The organism is Kitasatospora phosalacinea, assembly GCF_000716545.1.
Classification (GTDB): domain Bacteria; phylum Actinomycetota; class Actinomycetes; order Streptomycetales; family Streptomycetaceae; genus Kitasatospora; species Kitasatospora phosalacinea.
Genome location: NZ_JNWZ01000082.1, coordinates 15,082 through 30,595, shown reverse-complemented (window position 1 = coordinate 30,595; position 15,514 = coordinate 15,082). Strand labels below are relative to the sequence as shown.

The 15,514-nt window shown below is 75.4% G+C and carries 14 protein-coding genes; 9 read left to right on the top strand and 5 right to left on the bottom strand.

Annotated elements, in window-relative coordinates; translation table 11 throughout:
• Window positions 1–1,262: MFS transporter (locus OO48_RS29855; protein WP_425338596.1), on the top strand; the 1,262-nt coding region annotated here is incomplete at its 5' end.
• A gap of 49 nt (window positions 1,263–1,311) precedes the next feature.
• On the opposite strand, the gene OO48_RS29850 is transcribed toward OO48_RS29855, so the two are convergent.
• On the bottom strand, window positions 1,312–2,688 hold the full coding sequence (locus OO48_RS29850; RefSeq protein ID WP_033221928.1) for an NAD(P)-binding domain-containing protein: 1,377 nt from the start codon (window positions 2,686–2,688) through the stop codon (window positions 1,312–1,314).
• Between the two features lie 123 nt (window positions 2,689–2,811).
• Between OO48_RS29850 and OO48_RS29845 the strand changes: the two genes are divergently transcribed.
• On the top strand, window positions 2,812–3,171 hold the full coding sequence (locus tag OO48_RS29845) for an ArsR/SmtB family transcription factor (RefSeq protein WP_033221926.1): 360 nt from the start codon (window positions 2,812–2,814) through the stop codon (window positions 3,169–3,171).
• Between the two features lie 106 nt (window positions 3,172–3,277).
• Window positions 3,278–4,057, top strand: coding sequence for a sulfite exporter TauE/SafE family protein (locus tag OO48_RS29840; RefSeq protein ID WP_033221924.1), 780 nt, complete (start codon window positions 3,278–3,280; stop codon window positions 4,055–4,057).
• 55 nt (window positions 4,058–4,112) lie between these two features.
• On the opposite strand, the gene arsB is transcribed toward OO48_RS29840, so the two are convergent.
• Together arsB and OO48_RS29830 are read right to left on the bottom strand one after the other, a co-directional pair.
• On the bottom strand, window positions 4,113–5,213 hold the full coding sequence (gene arsB, locus OO48_RS29835) for an ACR3 family arsenite efflux transporter (protein ID WP_033221922.1): 1,101 nt from the start codon (window positions 5,211–5,213) through the stop codon (window positions 4,113–4,115).
• Window positions 5,213–5,518 carry an ArsR/SmtB family transcription factor gene (locus OO48_RS29830; protein ID WP_033221921.1) on the bottom strand — a complete coding sequence of 102 codons (306 nt, stop codon included), beginning with the start codon at window positions 5,516–5,518 and terminating at the stop codon, window positions 5,213–5,215. Before OO48_RS29830 ends, arsB begins: the two co-directional genes overlap by 1 nt.
• A gap of 79 nt (window positions 5,519–5,597) precedes the next feature.
• Here OO48_RS29830 and OO48_RS29825 point away from each other — a divergent pair, with 79 nt between their 5' ends.
• Window positions 5,598–6,071 (top strand): arsenate reductase ArsC, encoded by a 474-nt coding sequence (locus tag OO48_RS29825; protein WP_051733106.1) that lies wholly within the window; start codon window positions 5,598–5,600, stop codon window positions 6,069–6,071.
• Between the two features lie 3 nt (window positions 6,072–6,074).
• Here the strand turns inward: OO48_RS29825 and OO48_RS29820 are convergent, their stop codons facing one another.
• Window positions 6,075–8,549 carry a glycoside hydrolase family 3 protein gene (locus OO48_RS29820; protein WP_033221920.1) on the bottom strand — a complete coding sequence of 825 codons (2,475 nt, stop codon included), beginning with the start codon at window positions 8,547–8,549 and terminating at the stop codon, window positions 6,075–6,077.
• A gap of 309 nt (window positions 8,550–8,858) precedes the next feature.
• Here OO48_RS29820 and OO48_RS29815 point away from each other — a divergent pair, with 309 nt between their 5' ends.
• From OO48_RS29815 to OO48_RS29795, 5 genes are all read left to right on the top strand, one after another.
• Window positions 8,859–10,106 (top strand): FAD-dependent monooxygenase, encoded by a 1,248-nt coding sequence (locus tag OO48_RS29815; RefSeq protein WP_033221919.1) that lies wholly within the window; start codon window positions 8,859–8,861, stop codon window positions 10,104–10,106.
• Window positions 10,103–11,140: a cupin domain-containing protein gene (locus OO48_RS29810; protein WP_033221940.1), complete on the top strand. Its 1,038-nt coding sequence runs from the start codon at window positions 10,103–10,105 to the stop codon at window positions 11,138–11,140. The genes OO48_RS29815 and OO48_RS29810 overlap by 4 nt, the downstream gene beginning before the upstream one ends.
• 28 nt (window positions 11,141–11,168) lie before the next feature.
• Window positions 11,169–12,038: a fumarylacetoacetate hydrolase family protein gene (locus OO48_RS29805; RefSeq protein ID WP_033221917.1), complete on the top strand. Its 870-nt coding sequence runs from the start codon at window positions 11,169–11,171 to the stop codon at window positions 12,036–12,038.
• A gap of 119 nt (window positions 12,039–12,157) precedes the next feature.
• Window positions 12,158–12,592: a MarR family winged helix-turn-helix transcriptional regulator gene (locus tag OO48_RS29800; protein ID WP_033221915.1), complete on the top strand. Its 435-nt coding sequence runs from the start codon at window positions 12,158–12,160 to the stop codon at window positions 12,590–12,592.
• Between the two features lie 162 nt (window positions 12,593–12,754).
• Complete coding sequence (locus tag OO48_RS29795) at window positions 12,755–14,047, top strand: MFS transporter (RefSeq protein WP_051733104.1); 1,293 nt, start codon at window positions 12,755–12,757, stop codon at window positions 14,045–14,047.
• On the opposite strand, the gene OO48_RS29790 is transcribed toward OO48_RS29795, so the two are convergent.
• Window positions 13,984–15,456: a rhamnulokinase gene (locus tag OO48_RS29790; protein WP_033221913.1), complete on the bottom strand. Its 1,473-nt coding sequence runs from the start codon at window positions 15,454–15,456 to the stop codon at window positions 13,984–13,986. The genes OO48_RS29795 and OO48_RS29790 overlap by 64 nt on opposite strands.
• Between the last annotated feature and the right edge of the window lie 58 nt (window positions 15,457–15,514).

The following is a 15,514-nucleotide window of genomic DNA, read 5'->3' as shown; positions in this document are numbered from 1 at the left end:
GACCCGCCATGCCCGCAGCCCCGCCCGCCCCCGCGCCCGCCTCCCCTCCCGCCGACCTGCCCGCGCCGGGCCCGGCGCTCGCCCGTCCCCGGCTGACGGCGGCCCTGCTGATGGCGGGCAGCTGCCTGCCGATCCTCGGCGCCGTCCTGATCGCCCCCGTCCTGCCCCGGCTCCAGGACCACTTCGCCGCCACCCCCGGCGCGGACGCCCTGGCCCCCGTCGCCCTGACCGTCCCCGCGCTCTCCCTCGCCGTCATGGCCCCGTTCGCGGGCGCCGTCATCGACCGGCTCGGCCGCCGCCGGCTGCTGGTGGTCGCCACCGTGCTGTACGCGCTCGTCGGCACCGCCCCGCTCTGGCTCGACTCGCTGCCCGCGATCATCGCCAGCCGGGCCCTGGTCGGCGTCACCGAATCCGCGATCATGACCTGCTGCACCACCCTGATCGGCGACTACTGGACCGGCCGGCGGCGCGAGAAGTACCTCGCCCTCCAGGCCATGTGCTCGGCCCTCTCCGCCACCGCCTTCTTCGCCCTCGGCGGCGCCGTCGGCTCGGCCGGCTGGCGCGCCCCGTTCTGGGCCTACGCCGTCGGCCTGCTGCTCGCGCCCCTGCTGGCCACCGCGCTGCGCCCGGCCCACCACCGGCCCGGCGCCGCCGCGGCCCCGGGCTCCCCCGCCCTCCCGCTGCTGCGCCGCCTGCTGGCGCCCTGCGCGCTGACCTTCTTCGGCGCGATCGTCTTCTACACCGTCCCCGTCGAGACCTCCTACCTCCTCGACGACCTCGGCACCACCGCCCCCGCCACCATCGGCCTGTGCACCGCCGTCGCCAGCGCCGCCACCGTCGCCGGCGCGATCGCCTTCACCCGGCTCACCGACCGCGCCGAACGCCTGCTCCCCTGGACCCTCGCCCTCTGCGGCCTCGGCTTCGGCGTCATCGCCCTCGCCGACAGCGTCCCCGTCCTGGTCGTCGGCGCCGTCGTCAACTGCCTCGGCACCGGCCTGCTGCTGCCCACCCTGATCACCCGCACCATGGCCCTGCTCACCCCCGCCAACCGCGGCCGCGGCACCGGCCTGTGGAACACCGCCTTCTTCCTCGGCGAATTCGTCTGCCCCCTGCTCCTCCTCGCCGCCGCCGGGCCCACCGGCACCCTGGCGGGCGCCGTCGCCCTCCTCGGCGCCGCCACCCTGGCCGTCGCCGCCGCCCTGGCCGTCACCCGCTCCCGCCGCGGGCAGCCCCACCGGGCGGCCGGGAGCGTCCCCGCCTGACCCGCACGGCCCCGGCCCCGCCCGTGGCGGGCGGGGCCCGCGCCGACGGTCAGCAGCCGCCCCCGGACGAGCAGGACCCGCCCGCCGGGGGGACGCCGAGGGTGATGAGCCGCGGTGCGGCGGGGGTGCCGCAGCAGCCGCCGTCCCGTTCCCCGGCGGGTTCGTCGTAGAGACCGGCGCCGCCGCACACGCCCGTCTCGGGGAGGGCGAGTTCGACCCGGGCGGCGGCCTCGTGGTCGCCCGCGAGGGCGGCGGCCACCGAGCGGACCTGCTCGTAGCCGGTCAGCGCGAGGAAGGTCGGGGCGCGGCCGTAGGACTTCATGCCGACCAGGTGGACGCCCTGCTCCGGGTGGGCCAACTCCCGTGCGCCGTGCGGGTAGACGGTGCCGCAGGAGTGCTGGTTGGGGTCGATCAGCGGAGCGAGTTCGACGGGCGCCTGGAGGCGGTCGTCCAGGGCGAGGCGCAGTTCGGCGAGGAAGGACAGGTCGGGGCGCAGGCCGGTCAGGGCGACGACCTCGTCCAGGCCCTCGGCACGGGCGCCGTCCTCGGCGACCAGCGTCAGCCTGCCGTCGGCGGCCCGTTCGACGGCGGCGGTGCGGAAGCCGGTCAGGGCGGTGGCGCGGCCGTCCTCGACGGCGGCCTTGGCGGCGAGGCCCAGCGCTCCCCGGGCGGGCAGCTGGTCGGCGGCGCCGCCGCCGTAGGTGGAGCCGGTGAGGCCGCGGCGCAGCACCCACACCGCGTGGGTGCCGGGCGCCTCCTCGGCCAGGTCGGCGAGGGCCGCGAGCGCGGTGAACGCGGAGGCGCCGGTACCGACGACGGCGGTGCGCTTCCCGGCGTAGCGGGCCCGGACGGCGGGGTCGCGCAGGTCGGGGACGCGGTAGGAGATGCGGTCGGCGGCGGCGCGCTCGCCGAGGGCGGGCAGGCCGTCGGCGCCGAGCGGGCCGGGGGTGGCCCAGGTGCCGGAGGCGTCGACCACGGCGCGCGCGAGCAGGCGCTCCTCGCGGCCGTCGGCGCGGGTGACGTGGACGGTGAAGGGCTGCTCCTCGCGCCCGGCGTCGACGATCCGGTCCCGCCCGGCGCGGGCGACGCCGGTGACCCGGGAGTCGTAGCGGACGCGGTCGCCGAGGGCGTCGGCGAGCGGCTGGAGGTACCGCGCCGCCCAGTCGCCGCCGGTCAGGTACGCGGCGCCGTCGGGGCGGGTCCAGCCGGTGGGGGCGAGCAGTTTCTCGGCGGCGGGGTCGACGACCTCGGCCCACGGGGAGAACAGCCGTACGTGCGACCAGCCCCGGACGGCGGTGGCGGCCGACGGCCCGGCCTCGAGGACGAGCGGTTCGAGTCCGCGCTCCAGCAGGTGGGCGGCGGCGGCCAGGCCGATCGGTCCGGCGCCGATCACGAGGACGGGCAGGCCGTTGGTGTCGGAGGTCATGGCGGTTGGCTCCCCTTCGCGCTGGGCGGTGCGGCCCCGCCGCGATCCGCCTGATTCGACAGACGTCGATATGCTGTCGCCTCCGACCTTGCCCGCTGGATCGATGGATGTCAACATAGACGTATGTCGAATTCACGGGTGGAGTTGCCGGTGCTCGCGCCGGAGGTGGTGCCGTGCTGCCCGCCGTTGACCTCGGCGGAACTCTCCGAGGCGGACGCGGCCCGGATGGCGGCGATGTTCAAGGCGCTGGGCGACCCGGTGCGGCTGCGGCTGTTCTCCAAGGTCGCCTCGCACCCCGGCGGCGAGGCGTGCGTCTGCGACATCCAGGACGTCGGCGTCTCCCAGCCGACCGTCTCCCACCACCTGAAGAAGCTCCGCGAGGCCGGCCTGCTCGCCTCCGAGCGGCGCGGCACCTGGGTGTACTACCGGGTCGAACCGTCCGTCCTCGCCGGCCTGGCCCAGCTGCTCGACCTGAACCGCTGACCTGAACCGCCGGCCCGGACCCGGACCCGCGCCACCGGAGCCGCCGCACCCCGCACCCGGGGCGGCCCGTAGGCTGCCGCATCGACCGGGACGGGAGGAACGCGCGGTGGGGCTGACGGAGTCGGGCGGGTTCGGCGCGGGGCTGCTGATCTCGCTGTTCACCACCCCGGTGGGCGTGTCGGGGGCGGTGTTCCTCCTGCCGGTGCAGGTCAGCGCGCTGGGGGTGCCCAGTCCGGCGGTGACGCCGACGAACCTGCTGTTCAACGTGGTGGCCGGGCCGGGGGCGCTGCTGCGCTACCGCCGGGCCGGGCGCCTGGGCGGGCCGCTGACCAGGCTGCTGATCACCGGCACCGTGCCGGGCGTGGTGGCGGGCGCGCTGATCAGGGTCTTCGCCGTCCCGGGCCCACGGGTCTTCCGGCTGCTGGCCGCCGCCCTGCTGCTGCCGCTCGGCACCTGGCTGTGCGTCCGGGCCCTGCGCCCCGCCCGGCGCCCCGCCGCCTCGCCGCCCTCCGCCCGGGCCACCACCGCGCTGGCGCTGGCGGTGGGCACGGTCGGCGGGATCTACGGGATCGGCGGCGGCTCCCTCCTGGGGCCGGTGCTGGTGGGCCGCGGCGTGCCGGTGGCCGCCGTCGCCCCGGCGGCGCTGGCCTCCACCTTCGTCACCTCGACGGTCGGCGCGGCCACCTACGCGCTGCTGTCGCTGACCGCCCCGGGAGCCGTCGCCCCGCACTGGTCGCTGGGCCTGGCCTGCGGCGCCGGCGGCCTGATCGGCGGCTACCTCGGCGCCCGCCTGCAACCGCGCCTGCCGGACGGGGTCCTGCGCCTGCTGCTCGGCGCCCTGGCCGCCGGCGTCGGCCTGCTGTACGCCGCACAGGGTCTGCGCTGAGCCCCCCTCGCCCCCCTTTCGCGCGCCGCCGCCCGGCCAGGCCGCCGCCGTCCGGTCAGGCCGCCGCCACCGTCGCCGGGTCGAACTTCCGGCGCCGGGCGAGGGAGACGTACACCAGGGCGATCAGCACCGGCACTTCGATCAGCGGGCCGACGACGCCGGCGAGGGCCTGGCCGGAGGTGACGCCGAAGGTGCCGATGGCGACCGCGATGGCGAGTTCGAAGTTGTTGCCGGCGGCGGTGAAGGCGAGCGTGGCGGTGCGGTCGTAGCCGAGGCCGAGACCCTTGCCGAGGGCGAAGGCGCCGAACCACACGAGGGCGAAGTAGGCGAGCAGCGGCAGGGCGATGCGGGCGACGTCCAGCGGCTGCGAGGTGATCGTCTTCCCCTGGAGGGCGAACAGGATCACGATGGTGAACAGCAGGCCGTACAGCGCCCAGGGGCCGATCCTCGGCAGCACCTTCGCCTCGTAGCGTTCGCGGCCGAGCCTCTTCTCGCCGATCCGGCGGGTGAGGAAGCCGGCGACCAGCGGGATGCCGAGGAAGACGACGACGTTGAGGGCGATCCTCCCCGTGGAGATGTCGAGGTGTTCGCCCTCGCCGAGGCCGAGCCAACCCGGGAGCAGGTCGAGGTAGAACCAGCCCAGGACGCCGAACATGACGACCTGGAAGACGGAGTTCAGGGCGACCAGGACGGCGGCGGCCTCGCGGTCGCCGCAGGCGAGGTCGTTCCAGATGATCACCATGGCGATGCAGCGGGCCAGGCCGACGACGATCAGCCCGGTGCGGTACTCGGGCAGGTCCGCCAGGAAGATCCAGGCCAGGGCGAACATCACCGCCGGGCCGACGATCCAGTTGATGACCAGCGAGGACGCCATCAGGCGGCGGTCGCCGGTGACGGTGTCGAGGCGGTCGTAGCGGACCTTCGCCAGCACCGGGTACATCATCACCAGCAGCCCGAGCGCGATCGGCAGCGAGACCCCGCCGACCTCGACCTTCGCCAGCGCGTCGTCCAGCCCGGGGACCAGGCGTCCCAGGCCGAGGCCGACGGCCATCGCGACCAGGATCCACACCGCCAGGTAGCGGTCGACGAACGACAGCTTCCCGGCGACCGAGGGCGGTTCGGGCCCGGCGTCCGGGGCGGGCGCGGTGCGGGACATCAGCAGGACCTCTTCGCGTCGGCGTTGGCGCGGGCGGTGGCGGCGAGGCCGGCGAACTGCCCGGACAGCGACTCCAGCACCTCCGGCCGCAGCCGGTAGTACGTGAAGCGCCCGCACGGCTCGGTCTCCACCACGCCCGCGTCCCGCAGCACCCTGAGGTGGTTGGAGAGGTTGGTCTGGCGGGCGCCGGTCTCCGCGACCAGGTGCGTGGTGCACAGGGTCTCGTGGGCCAGCAGGGTCACGATCCGCAGCCTGAGCGGGTCGGACAGCACCCGCAACAGTTCAGTGTCGACTGACATCACCATGGACTGATAATTTCACACCGCCCCGGGCCGGTACCACCGCCCCGCCGCCCCCGACTCCCCCTCCCGGAAGGACACCCCGATGCCCGACGCCGCGCCGCTCGCCTCCGTGCTCTTCGTCTGCGTCCACAACGCCGGCCGCTCCCAGATGGCCGCCGGGTTCCTGACCCACCTGGCCGGCGACCGCGTCGAGGTCCGCTCCGCCGGCTCCGCCCCCGGCCACCGGGTCAACCCGGCGGCCGTCGCCGCGATGGCCGAGGTCGGCATCGACATCTCCGACCAGGAGCCGAAGATCCTCACCACCGAGGCCGTCCGGTCCTCCGACTACGTGATCACCATGGGCTGCGGCGACGCCTGCCCCTTCTTCCCCGGCAAGCACTACCGCGACTGGACCCTGGACGACCCGGCGGGCCGGGGCGTCGAAGCCGTCCGCCCGATCCGCGACGCCGTCAAGGCCCTGGTCGAGGACCTCGTCGCCGAGATCGACGCCGGGCCGGCCGGAGCCGGAGCCGGGGGCGCCCCGGCTTCCCCGGAGCCGGGGACGCCCCGGGCCTGACGGTCAGCCGATGGTGACGGTGCGCTGGACGGGCAGGTCGTGGGAGGACTGGCCGGCGGAGAGGGTGTACAGGCCCGGGGTGAGGTACCAGGTGCCGGACTGCCAGGTGGAGAGGTCCTGGGCGGTGACGGTGAAGGCGACCCGGGTGCCGGCGCCCTTGGCGAGCTGGACCTTGCGGAAGCCGACGAGGCGGCGGGGTTCGGCGTTGGCGGCGGCGGGCAGGGCGGCGTAGAGCTGGACGACGCTCCAGCCGGTGCGGGTGCCGGAGTTGGTGACCTTCGCGGTGGCGGTGAGGGTCTTGGCGGAGGCGTCCCAGGCGAGGGTGAACTCTCCGACGGCGAAGGTGGTGTAGGACAGGCCGTGGCCGAAGGGGAAGAGGGGGTTCTGGCCGTAGCGGTCGTAGTAGCGGTAGCCGACGGCGGTGTCCTCGCTGTGGGCGACGGTGGTGCCGTCGCCGGGGTAGGTCGCGGGGGTGGCACCGGCGCCCTGGGCCGCGGTGGCGGGGAAGGTGACGGGCAGGCGCCCGCCGGGGTCGCTGTCGCCGAACAGGACGGCCGCGAGGGCGGTGCCGGTGGCGCGTCCGCCGTACCAGGCCTGGACGACGCCGCTGACGGAGTTCAGCCAGGGCATCGCGACGGGACCGTCGGTGTTGAGGACGACGACGGTGCGGGGGTTGGCGGCGGCGACGGCCGCGATGAGCTGGTTCTGGTCGCCGGGGAGGTCGAGCGAGGTGTGGTCCATGTCCTCGCCGCCCATCCGGTTGGCGAAGACGACGGCGGTGTCGGCGGCGCGCGCGGCGGCGACCGCGGCGGGGATGAGGGAGTCGGGCTGCCAGCCGAGGGTGAGGCCGCAGGCGCCGTACTGGGCACTGGCGTTGGTGTAGGTGACCTCGAGGTCGACGGGGGCGCCGGCGGTGAGGGTGGCGGTGCCCTGGAGGGGGTAGTCGTAGGGGCCGAGGAAGAAGCGGGCCATGTGGCGGGTGCCGGAGACCACGGTGGCTCCGCCGAGGGCGAGGCTCGCCGTTCCGGAGGGCAGCAGCGAGAAGCGGTGCAGGCCGGTGCCGGTGGGGGTGAGCTTGCCGGTCCAGCGGGCGGACCAGACCGGGGGCAGGCCGTCGAGCGGGGCCTGCGCGAAGTCGACGGCCGGGACGGTCCGGGTGGCGATCGGGGTGCCGGTGGGCTGCGGGCCGGCGTAGTAGCTGACGGTCAGTCCGGTGGCGCCCGCGGCGGTCTTCAGGACGGCTGCGGGGACGGCGGGGAGCGGGACGTCACCGGCGCTGCCCTGGGCGAAGGTGACGGTGGTCGCGCTGCCGGCCCGGTCGCGGATGGCCTGCAGCGGGGTGGTCCAGGTGCCGGGGTCGACGTAGCTGGAGCCGGAGACGCCGGTGATGGCGTCGGTGCCGGCCGGGCCGATGACGGCGATGCGGGCGGGCTTGGCCAGGGGCAGTGCGCCCTTGTTCTGCAGCAGGACGGTGCCGTGGACGGCGAGGTCGTGGGCGAGGTCCTGGTGGGCCCGGGTGCTGACGTTCGCGGCGGGCGCCGGGAGCGGTTCGTCGAACAGTCCGGCGCCGATCATGGTGGCCAGGACGCGGCGGGCGGCGTCGTCGAGTCGGGCGGAACCGACGCCCGAGGTGATGCTCCCGGCCGGGGCCTGGACGCCGCCGGGGCCGAGTCCGACGAGGTCCATCCCGGCGCGGACGGCGGCGACCTGGTCGTCTCCGGCCCAGAAGTCGGGGACGGTGTGGCCCTGCAGGCCGATGGTGTTCTTCAGGTCTCCGAACAGGGCCTGGCTCTGGACGGCGAAGACGCCGTTGACCTTGGGGTAGGCCATCATCACGGAGGTCAGCGGGGTGGTGGCGACGATCCGGCGGAACGGGGCCTGGTAGATCTCGTGCAGGGCGCGGTCGGAGACGGTGACGTTGACCGCGCTCCGGTTGTCCTCCTGGGTGTAGGCGGCGAAGTGCTTGACGGTGGCGACGACGCCCTGCTGCTGCATCGAAGCGGTGAAGGTCGCGGCGAGGGTGCCGGTGAGGTAGGGGTCCTCGCCCATGCCTTCGGCCTGGCGGCCCGAGTGCCAGTGCCGGGCGATGTCGACGGTGGGGGCGAGGAGGTTGTTGTAGCCCTTGGCGCGGCCCTCCGCGCCGATGGCGGCGCCGAGCGCGCCGGTGCGGTCGGCGTCGAAGGTGGCGGCCTGGGCGATCGGGACGGGAAAGGCCGTCACGCCGCTCTCGCCGCGCAGGCCGGCCGAGGCGTCGGCGATGGACAGCGCCGGGATGCCCAGGCCGGCGAGCGCGCCGAAGTCGCACCGGATCAGCGCTTCCTTCTGGGCGGGCGTCATGGCGGCGAGGAGCCGGTCGGCCCGGGCCTGCGGGGTGCCGTCGGCCGTGGCGGCGCGGGCGGCGGGTGCCGCGGCCACCGGGGGGACGGTGGTGGCCAGGGCGGTCAGGACGGCGGTGGTGAGGAACGCGCGGCGTCTCATGCGGCTCTCCTGGGGGTGTGGCGGCGGTCGGGCGCGGCTGGTGGGGACGCGCGCACCGGCGCCGGGGTGGGGGTGGGGGTGGGGTGTGCGGGGCGCGGCGATGGACCGGACCGCCCCGGGCGGGAGCTGCGCTGTGCATCGTTCTACAGCTGGCGGAAATCTAGGCGCGCCGGACCGGGCGGTCAACCAGTTGGGCGATTCGGAAAAACGTAGAACGTTCTGCCGTCGCATCCGTTGACGGGGCGGATCTCGCCGCATATCGTCTGCCCATCAATGATTGATGTACTGATCATATCTTGAGGAGGCCGCGTGCCATCCCCCCTCCCGCTCGCCGTCGTCGGCGGCGGAATCGGCGGTCTCGCCGCGGCGCTCGCCGCCGCCCGCGCGGGCCGCACCGTCACGCTCGTCGAACGCGCCGCGCGGTTCGGCGAGATCGGTGCCGGCCTGCAACTGGCCCCCAACGCCTCGCTCGCCCTGGACGAGCTCGGCATCCTGGCCGAGGTCCGGCGCAGCGCCGTCACGCCGCCCCGGCTGGTCATGATGGACGCCGTCACCGGCACCGAGGTGACCTCGCTCGACCTGCGCGGCCGCGCCTACACCGAGCGCTTCGCCCACCCGTACCTGGTCACCCACCGCACCGACCTGCACGCGGCGCTGCTCGCCGCCTGCCGGGCCGAGCCGCTGGTCACCCTGCGCACCGGGCTCACCGTGACCCGCGCCGAGCAGGACGCCGACCGCGTCCGGCTGTCCTTCGCGGAGCGGGACGAGCGGCTGGACGCCGACGCGGTGATCGCCGCCGACGGCCTGCACTCCCGGCTGCGCCGCGCGCTGACCGGCGAGGGCGACCCGGTCTGCTCCCGGTACGTCGCCTACCGCGGCGCGATCCCCACCGGGCGGATGACCGGCCGGATGTCGCAGGCCGCGGCCGACGCGGCCGTCGTGGTCTGGGCCGGCCCCGCCATGCACCTGGTCCAGTACCCGGTGCGGCGCGGCGAGCTGTACAACCAGGTCGCCGTGTTCCGCAGCGACGGCTACACCCCCGACTCGGACACCTGGGGCACCGAGGCCGAGCTGGAGGAGCGCTTCGCCACCGCCTGCGAGGCCGTCCGCGACGCGCTGCCGCTGGTCGCCCGCGACCGCCGCTGGCCGCTGTACGACCGTCCGCCGCTGGGGCGGTGGGCGTACGGCCGGATCGCCCTGCTCGGCGACGCGGCCCACCCGATGCTGCAGTACCTCGCCCAGGGCGCCTGCCAGGCCCTGGAGGACGCCACCGCGCTCGGCCGGGCGCTGCGCGAACAGGCCGACGCCGCCGACGCGTTCACCGCCTACGCCGGGCGCCGCACCGAACGGGCCGGGCGCGTCCAGAGGGGCGCGCACCTGTTCGGCGACCTCTGCCACCTCGACGGCATGGGCGCCACCATGCGCAACCTCGCCCTGGCCCACCGCTCCCCCGCCGACTTCGACGACATCGCCTGGGTGTGGACGCCCGCCCCCGGTACCGTCGCCGCGCCCGCGACCGCGCCCGCGACCGCCGCTTCGATCGGAGCCCCCGCATGACCGACGACGCCTACGCGGCCCTGGAGCAGCTCGGCGCCGCGCCGCTATGGCGCTTCTACGGCAACCTCTTCCCCGCCCAGCCCCGAAGCCGCGCCCTGCCCTACCGGTGGAGTTGGCAGGACCTGCGCCCGCACCTGCTGCACTTCTCGAAGACGCTGTCCCTGCACGAGGCCGAGCGGCGGGTGCTGATGCTGGTCAACCCCGGCCTCACCGACCCGCCCGCCACCGTCACCACCCTGTACGCGGGCCTGCAGATCATCCTGCCCGGCGAGACCGCCCAGGCCCACCGGCACACCTCCAACGCCTTCCGCTTCGTCCTGGAGGGCGAGGGCGCGTACACCACCGTCAACGGCGAACCCGTCCGGATGGCACCCGGCGACCTGCTGCTCACGCCCGGCTGGCACTGGCACGACCACACCCATCAGGGCGACGCGCCGATGATCTGGCTCGACGCGCTCGACTACCCGCTGGTCAACGCGCTCGAAGCCGGTTTCTACGAGCAGTACCCCGAGAGGCTCCAGCCGCTCACCCGCGGCGCCGACCTCGGCAGCCGCCAGTTCCTGCACGGCCGCCTCAACCCCACCTGGCTCACCCCGGACGGCACCGGCAACTCCCCCGTCACCCGCTACACCTGGCAGGAGACGGCCCGCGCGCTCGACGCCATCGCCGAGGACGCCACCGGCAGCGAGGTGGACGGCATCGCGCTGGAGTACACCGACCCGTTCACCGGCGGCCCGGTCATGCCCACCATCGGCTGCCGGATCCACCGCCTGCGCCCCGGCTTCGACGGCGCCGGCCGCCGCCACACCGCCTCCACCGTCATCAACGTGGTCCGCGGCGAGGGCGCCACCGTCGTCGACGGCGTCCGCCTGGAGTGGTCCGAGCACGACACCATCGCGATCCCCGGCTGGGCCACCTACCGGCACGTCAACGCCTCCGCCTCCCGGGACGCGGTGCTGTTCTCCTACAGCGACGAGCCGGTGATGCGCTCGCTGGGCCTGTACCGCACCGAACCGGGCGACCCCGGCGCCTGATCCACCCCCTCCCCAGCAAGGACCTCCCATGCGTCTCGCACTCTTCGACCAGGACCGGATCGGCCTGGTCGACGGCGACCACCTCGTCGACGTCACCGAACTCCTCGCCGGTCCCGGCCCGTACGGCCCGGCCGGGCCCCTGCAGCGCCACATCGAGCGCGGCACCGTCCCCGATCCGCACGACCTGCGCGGCCTGCCGCGCACCCCGCTGGCGGAGGCGGAGCTCGAAGCGCCGCTCCCCCGCCCCGGGAAGATCGTCGGCGCGCCCGTCAACTACCTCGACCACAAGGCCGAGATGGCGTACCCGACCTCGATCGCCGAGCTGGGCGTCTTCCTCAAGGCCACCTCCTCCGTGATCGGCCCGGGCCGGGACGTCCTGCTGCCCTACAGCGACCTGCGCACCGACCAGGAGGGCGAACTCGCCGTCGTCATCGGGCGCACCGCGAGCCGCGTCCCGGTCGCCGACGCCCTCTCGCACGTCTTCGGCTACACCTGCCTGCTGGACATCACCGTCCGCTCCACCGAGGACCGCTCCACCCGCAAGTCCTTCGACACCTTCACCCCCCTCGGCCCGTGGATCACCACCGCCGACGAGGTCCCCGACCCCGACGCGCTCGACCTGCGCTGCACGGTGGCGGGCGAGCAGCGGCAGCACACCAGCACCGCCGACCTGATCTTCGGCGTCGCCGAACTGGTCGCCTACACCAGCTCCGTGATGACCCTGCACCCCGGCGACGTGATCGCCACCGGCACCCCCGCCGGGGTCGGCCCGATCCGGCACGGCGACCGGATCACCGTCGACATCGAGCGGATCGGCCGCCTGGAGGTCGGCGTCGACGGTAGCCGCGCCACCCCGTACGCCGAGCGGCCCGGCCGCCGCGCCCGCACCGGCGGCTGACCCGGGGCCTGCGCCGCGCCGGGGCGGTGCCGCCCGCTCGTAGACTCGACGACCGGTCGCACCCACGCGCACCAGCGGCACCCCCGGCCTCCGGCCCCGGCGAAGGAAACGACGACACCGTGACACGCTCACTGGAACTGGACCACTACGTCGGACACCTCATCCGCCGCGCGGAACAGGTCCACACCTCGCTCTGGGCCGCCCACGTCTCGCGCGAGGTCACCTCCCAGCAGTTCGCCGTCCTCAACGCGCTCGCCCGCCGGCCCGGCAGCGACCAGCGCACCGCGGCCGCGGCGACCTCGCTGGACCGCTCCACCATCAACCACATCGTCCGCCGCCTCACCGACCAGGGCTACGTCAGCCAGGTCCGCGACGACGCCGACCGCCGCCGCACCCTGCTGGAGCTCACCGCCGAGGGCGAACGGCTGCTGCACGACCTCATCCCGCCCGCCGAACACGTCAACGAACTGCTGCTCGCCTCCCTCCGGGACGGCGAGCGGCCCGTCGCGGTCGACCTGCTGCGGAAGATCGCCTGCGTCGACGACGCCGGCTGACCGCCGGAGGCGGAGCGGCGCACCTCACACCGTCCGGTGCCCGAGGACCGGCCCCGCTCCCGCACCATGGGAGCGCGGACCCCGACGGGCCGCGGTGACGTCGACGCCGCTCGACCCCGGCCGCCGCGCCCGGTCGATCGGCGTGAACCCCCAGGAGCCACCGTGAACGACCGAGTCCCCGTGCAGCACCGCCGCTCCTGGCGCGCGGGCGTGGTGGCGGGCATGGCCTCGTACGTGGACGCCGCGGCGATCGTCTCCACCGGCACCGCCCTGGTGATCTACCAGGGGCCGCTGCACCTGTCCGCCGGGCAGGTCGGCGCCCTGTCCGGCACGCTGACCGCCGCCATCGCCACCGGCGCCCTGCTGGGCGGGCGCCTCGGCGACCGCTTCGGGCGCCGCCGCGTGTTCACGGCCACCATGGCGATGGTCGTCGTCGGATGCGCGCTGATGGTCCTGTCCACCGGGTTCGCACCGCTGCTGCTCGGCACCCTGGTGCTCGGCCTCGGCTCCGGGGCCGACCTGCCCGTGGCGCTCGCGATGGTCTCCGAGTCGGCGACCGACCGGACCAGGGCCGCGCTGCTCGGCTTCTCCAACGTCCTGTGGGGCGTGGGCGCCGCGGCCGCCGGCGTGGTCGCCGCCGTCGTCGGCGGCTGGGGCAGAGCCGGCGGCCAACTCCTCTACGGGCACGTCGGCGCGATCGCGCTGCTGCTGGTCCTGGCCCGGCTCTCCCTGCCGGAGTCCCCGGTCTGGCTGACCGCCCGGCGCGAGCGGAGCCCGGCTCCGGCCCGCCTCCTGCTCCGGGGCCGCCACCTGCGCCCGTTCGCCGCGCTGCTCGGCTTCTACGCCCTGACCAACCTGGCCGCGAACACCAGCGGCCAGTTCGGCGCCTACGTCGCGGTCAACGTCGCCGGCCTGCCGGTGGACGTCGGCTCGCGCCTGTCGCTGCTGGTGCTGCCGGTCACCGTCGCGGCCGGCCTGTGGTTCATGCGGATCGCCGGGACGCCGCGCCGGATGGCGTACTTCGCCTCCGGCGGCGCCTGCCTGACGGGCGCCTACCTGGTCCCGCCGCTGTTCGGCTTCTCCCTGGCCACGCTCGCCCTCTCCGCGGCGGTCAACGCGGTCGGCGGCGCGTTCGCCTTCGAGGGGATCATGAAGACCTGGGCCCAGGAGTCCTTCCCCACCCTGCTGCGGGCCACCGCCCAGGGCACGGTCATCGCCGCCGCCCGCTACCTCGCCGCCGCGTTCGCCCTGGTCACCCCGGCCCTGCTGCGGCTCGACCCGTCCCTGCTGTACGCCGGCCTCGCCGCCGTGTCGGCCGCCGGCCTGGCGGTCGGCTGGCTCGGCTTCCGCGGGGCCCGGCGCGACGAGTTCGCGGCGGCGGCCCGGCCGGTTCAGCTCAGGCCGACCCGGGCGGCGGCGGAGTCCCAGGCCCGGGTGTCGCCGCTGGGCTCGTAGCGCTTCAGGTGCTGGGTGCGGGCGACGAGGCGGCGCATGGCGCGGCGGTCGGCGACCAGGCCGTGGGCGCGGGCCTGGACCAGGACGTTGCCGATGGCGGTGGCCTCGGCGGGCCCGGCCACCACGGGCAGGCCGGTGGCGTCGGCGGTGAACTGGCAGAGCAGTTCGTTGCGGCTGCCACCGCCGACCAGGTGGATCGTGCGGACGGACCGGCCGGTGAGCCGGGCGGCCTGGCGCAGGGTGTGGCGGTGGGCGAGGGCGAGGCTCTCCAGGATGCAGCGGACGACGGCGCCCTGGTCGTCGGGCAGGTGCTGGCCGGTGCGGGCGCAGTGCTCGGCGAGGCGGGCGGGCAGGTCGCCGGGGGCGAGGAACTCGGGGGCGTCGGGGTCGACCAACGCGGCGAACGGGCGGGCGGCGGCGGCGCGTCCGAGCAGTTCCGGCAGGTGGTGGCCGCGGCCCTGGGCGCGCCAGGTGCGCTGGCTCTCGCTGAGCAGCCACAGGCCCATGACGTTGCGCAGGTAGCGGACGGTGTGGTCGATGCCGAGTTCGTTGGTGAAGTTGGCGGCGCGGGAGGCGTCGGTGAGGACGGGGGCGTCGAGTTCGAGTCCGGCCAGCGACCAGGTCCCGCAGGAGATGTAGGCGAAGTCGGCGGTGGTGGCCGGGACGGCGGCGACGGCGGAGGCGGTGTCGTGGGAGGCGACGGCGGTGACCGGGGTGCCGGGGCGCAGGCCGGTGGCGGCGGCGACGTGCGGCAGGAGGGTGCCGGCGTGGTCGCCGGGACGGCGCAGCGGGGGCAGCAGGGCGGGGTCGAGGCCGAGGGCGGCGAGGATCGGGGTGGACCAGGTGCCGGTGCGCGCGTCGTACAGGCCGGTGGTGGAGGCGTTGGTGGCCTCGGTGCCGGTGCTGCCGGTGAGCCAGTGGGTGAGCAGGTCGGGGATCAGCAGCAGGGTGCGGGCCCGGTCGAGGTCCTTCTCGGCGGCGAGTTGGAAGATCGTGTTGAACGGCAGGTGCTGGAGGCCGGTGATCCGGTGCAGGTCGCGGGCGGGGACGCGGCGCCAGACCTCTTCGACGACGGCGGCGCCGCGCGGGTCGCGGTAGTGGAAGGGGTTGCCGATCAGGGCGCCGTCGGCGTCGAGGAGCCCGTAGTCGACGGCCCAGCTGTCGATGCCGACGGAGGCGATCTCCCAGCGGGCGGCGGCTTCGCGCAGCCCGTCGAGGACGCCCTGGTACAGGCCCAGGGCGTTCCAGTGGAGCCCGTCGGGGAGTTGGGCGGGGGTGTTGTCGAAGCGGTGGGTCTCGGTGAGGTCCAGGCTGTCCCGGCCGACGCGGCCGACGACGACCCGTCCGCTGGTGGCACCGAGGTCCGCCGCCGCGAAGGCGGTCGGGGTGCGGGGGGTGGGGGGTTTCACGGCAGGCGTCCTCGGTGGTGCGGCAGGGGTGGCGGGGTTGGCGGGGGTGGTGCGGTGC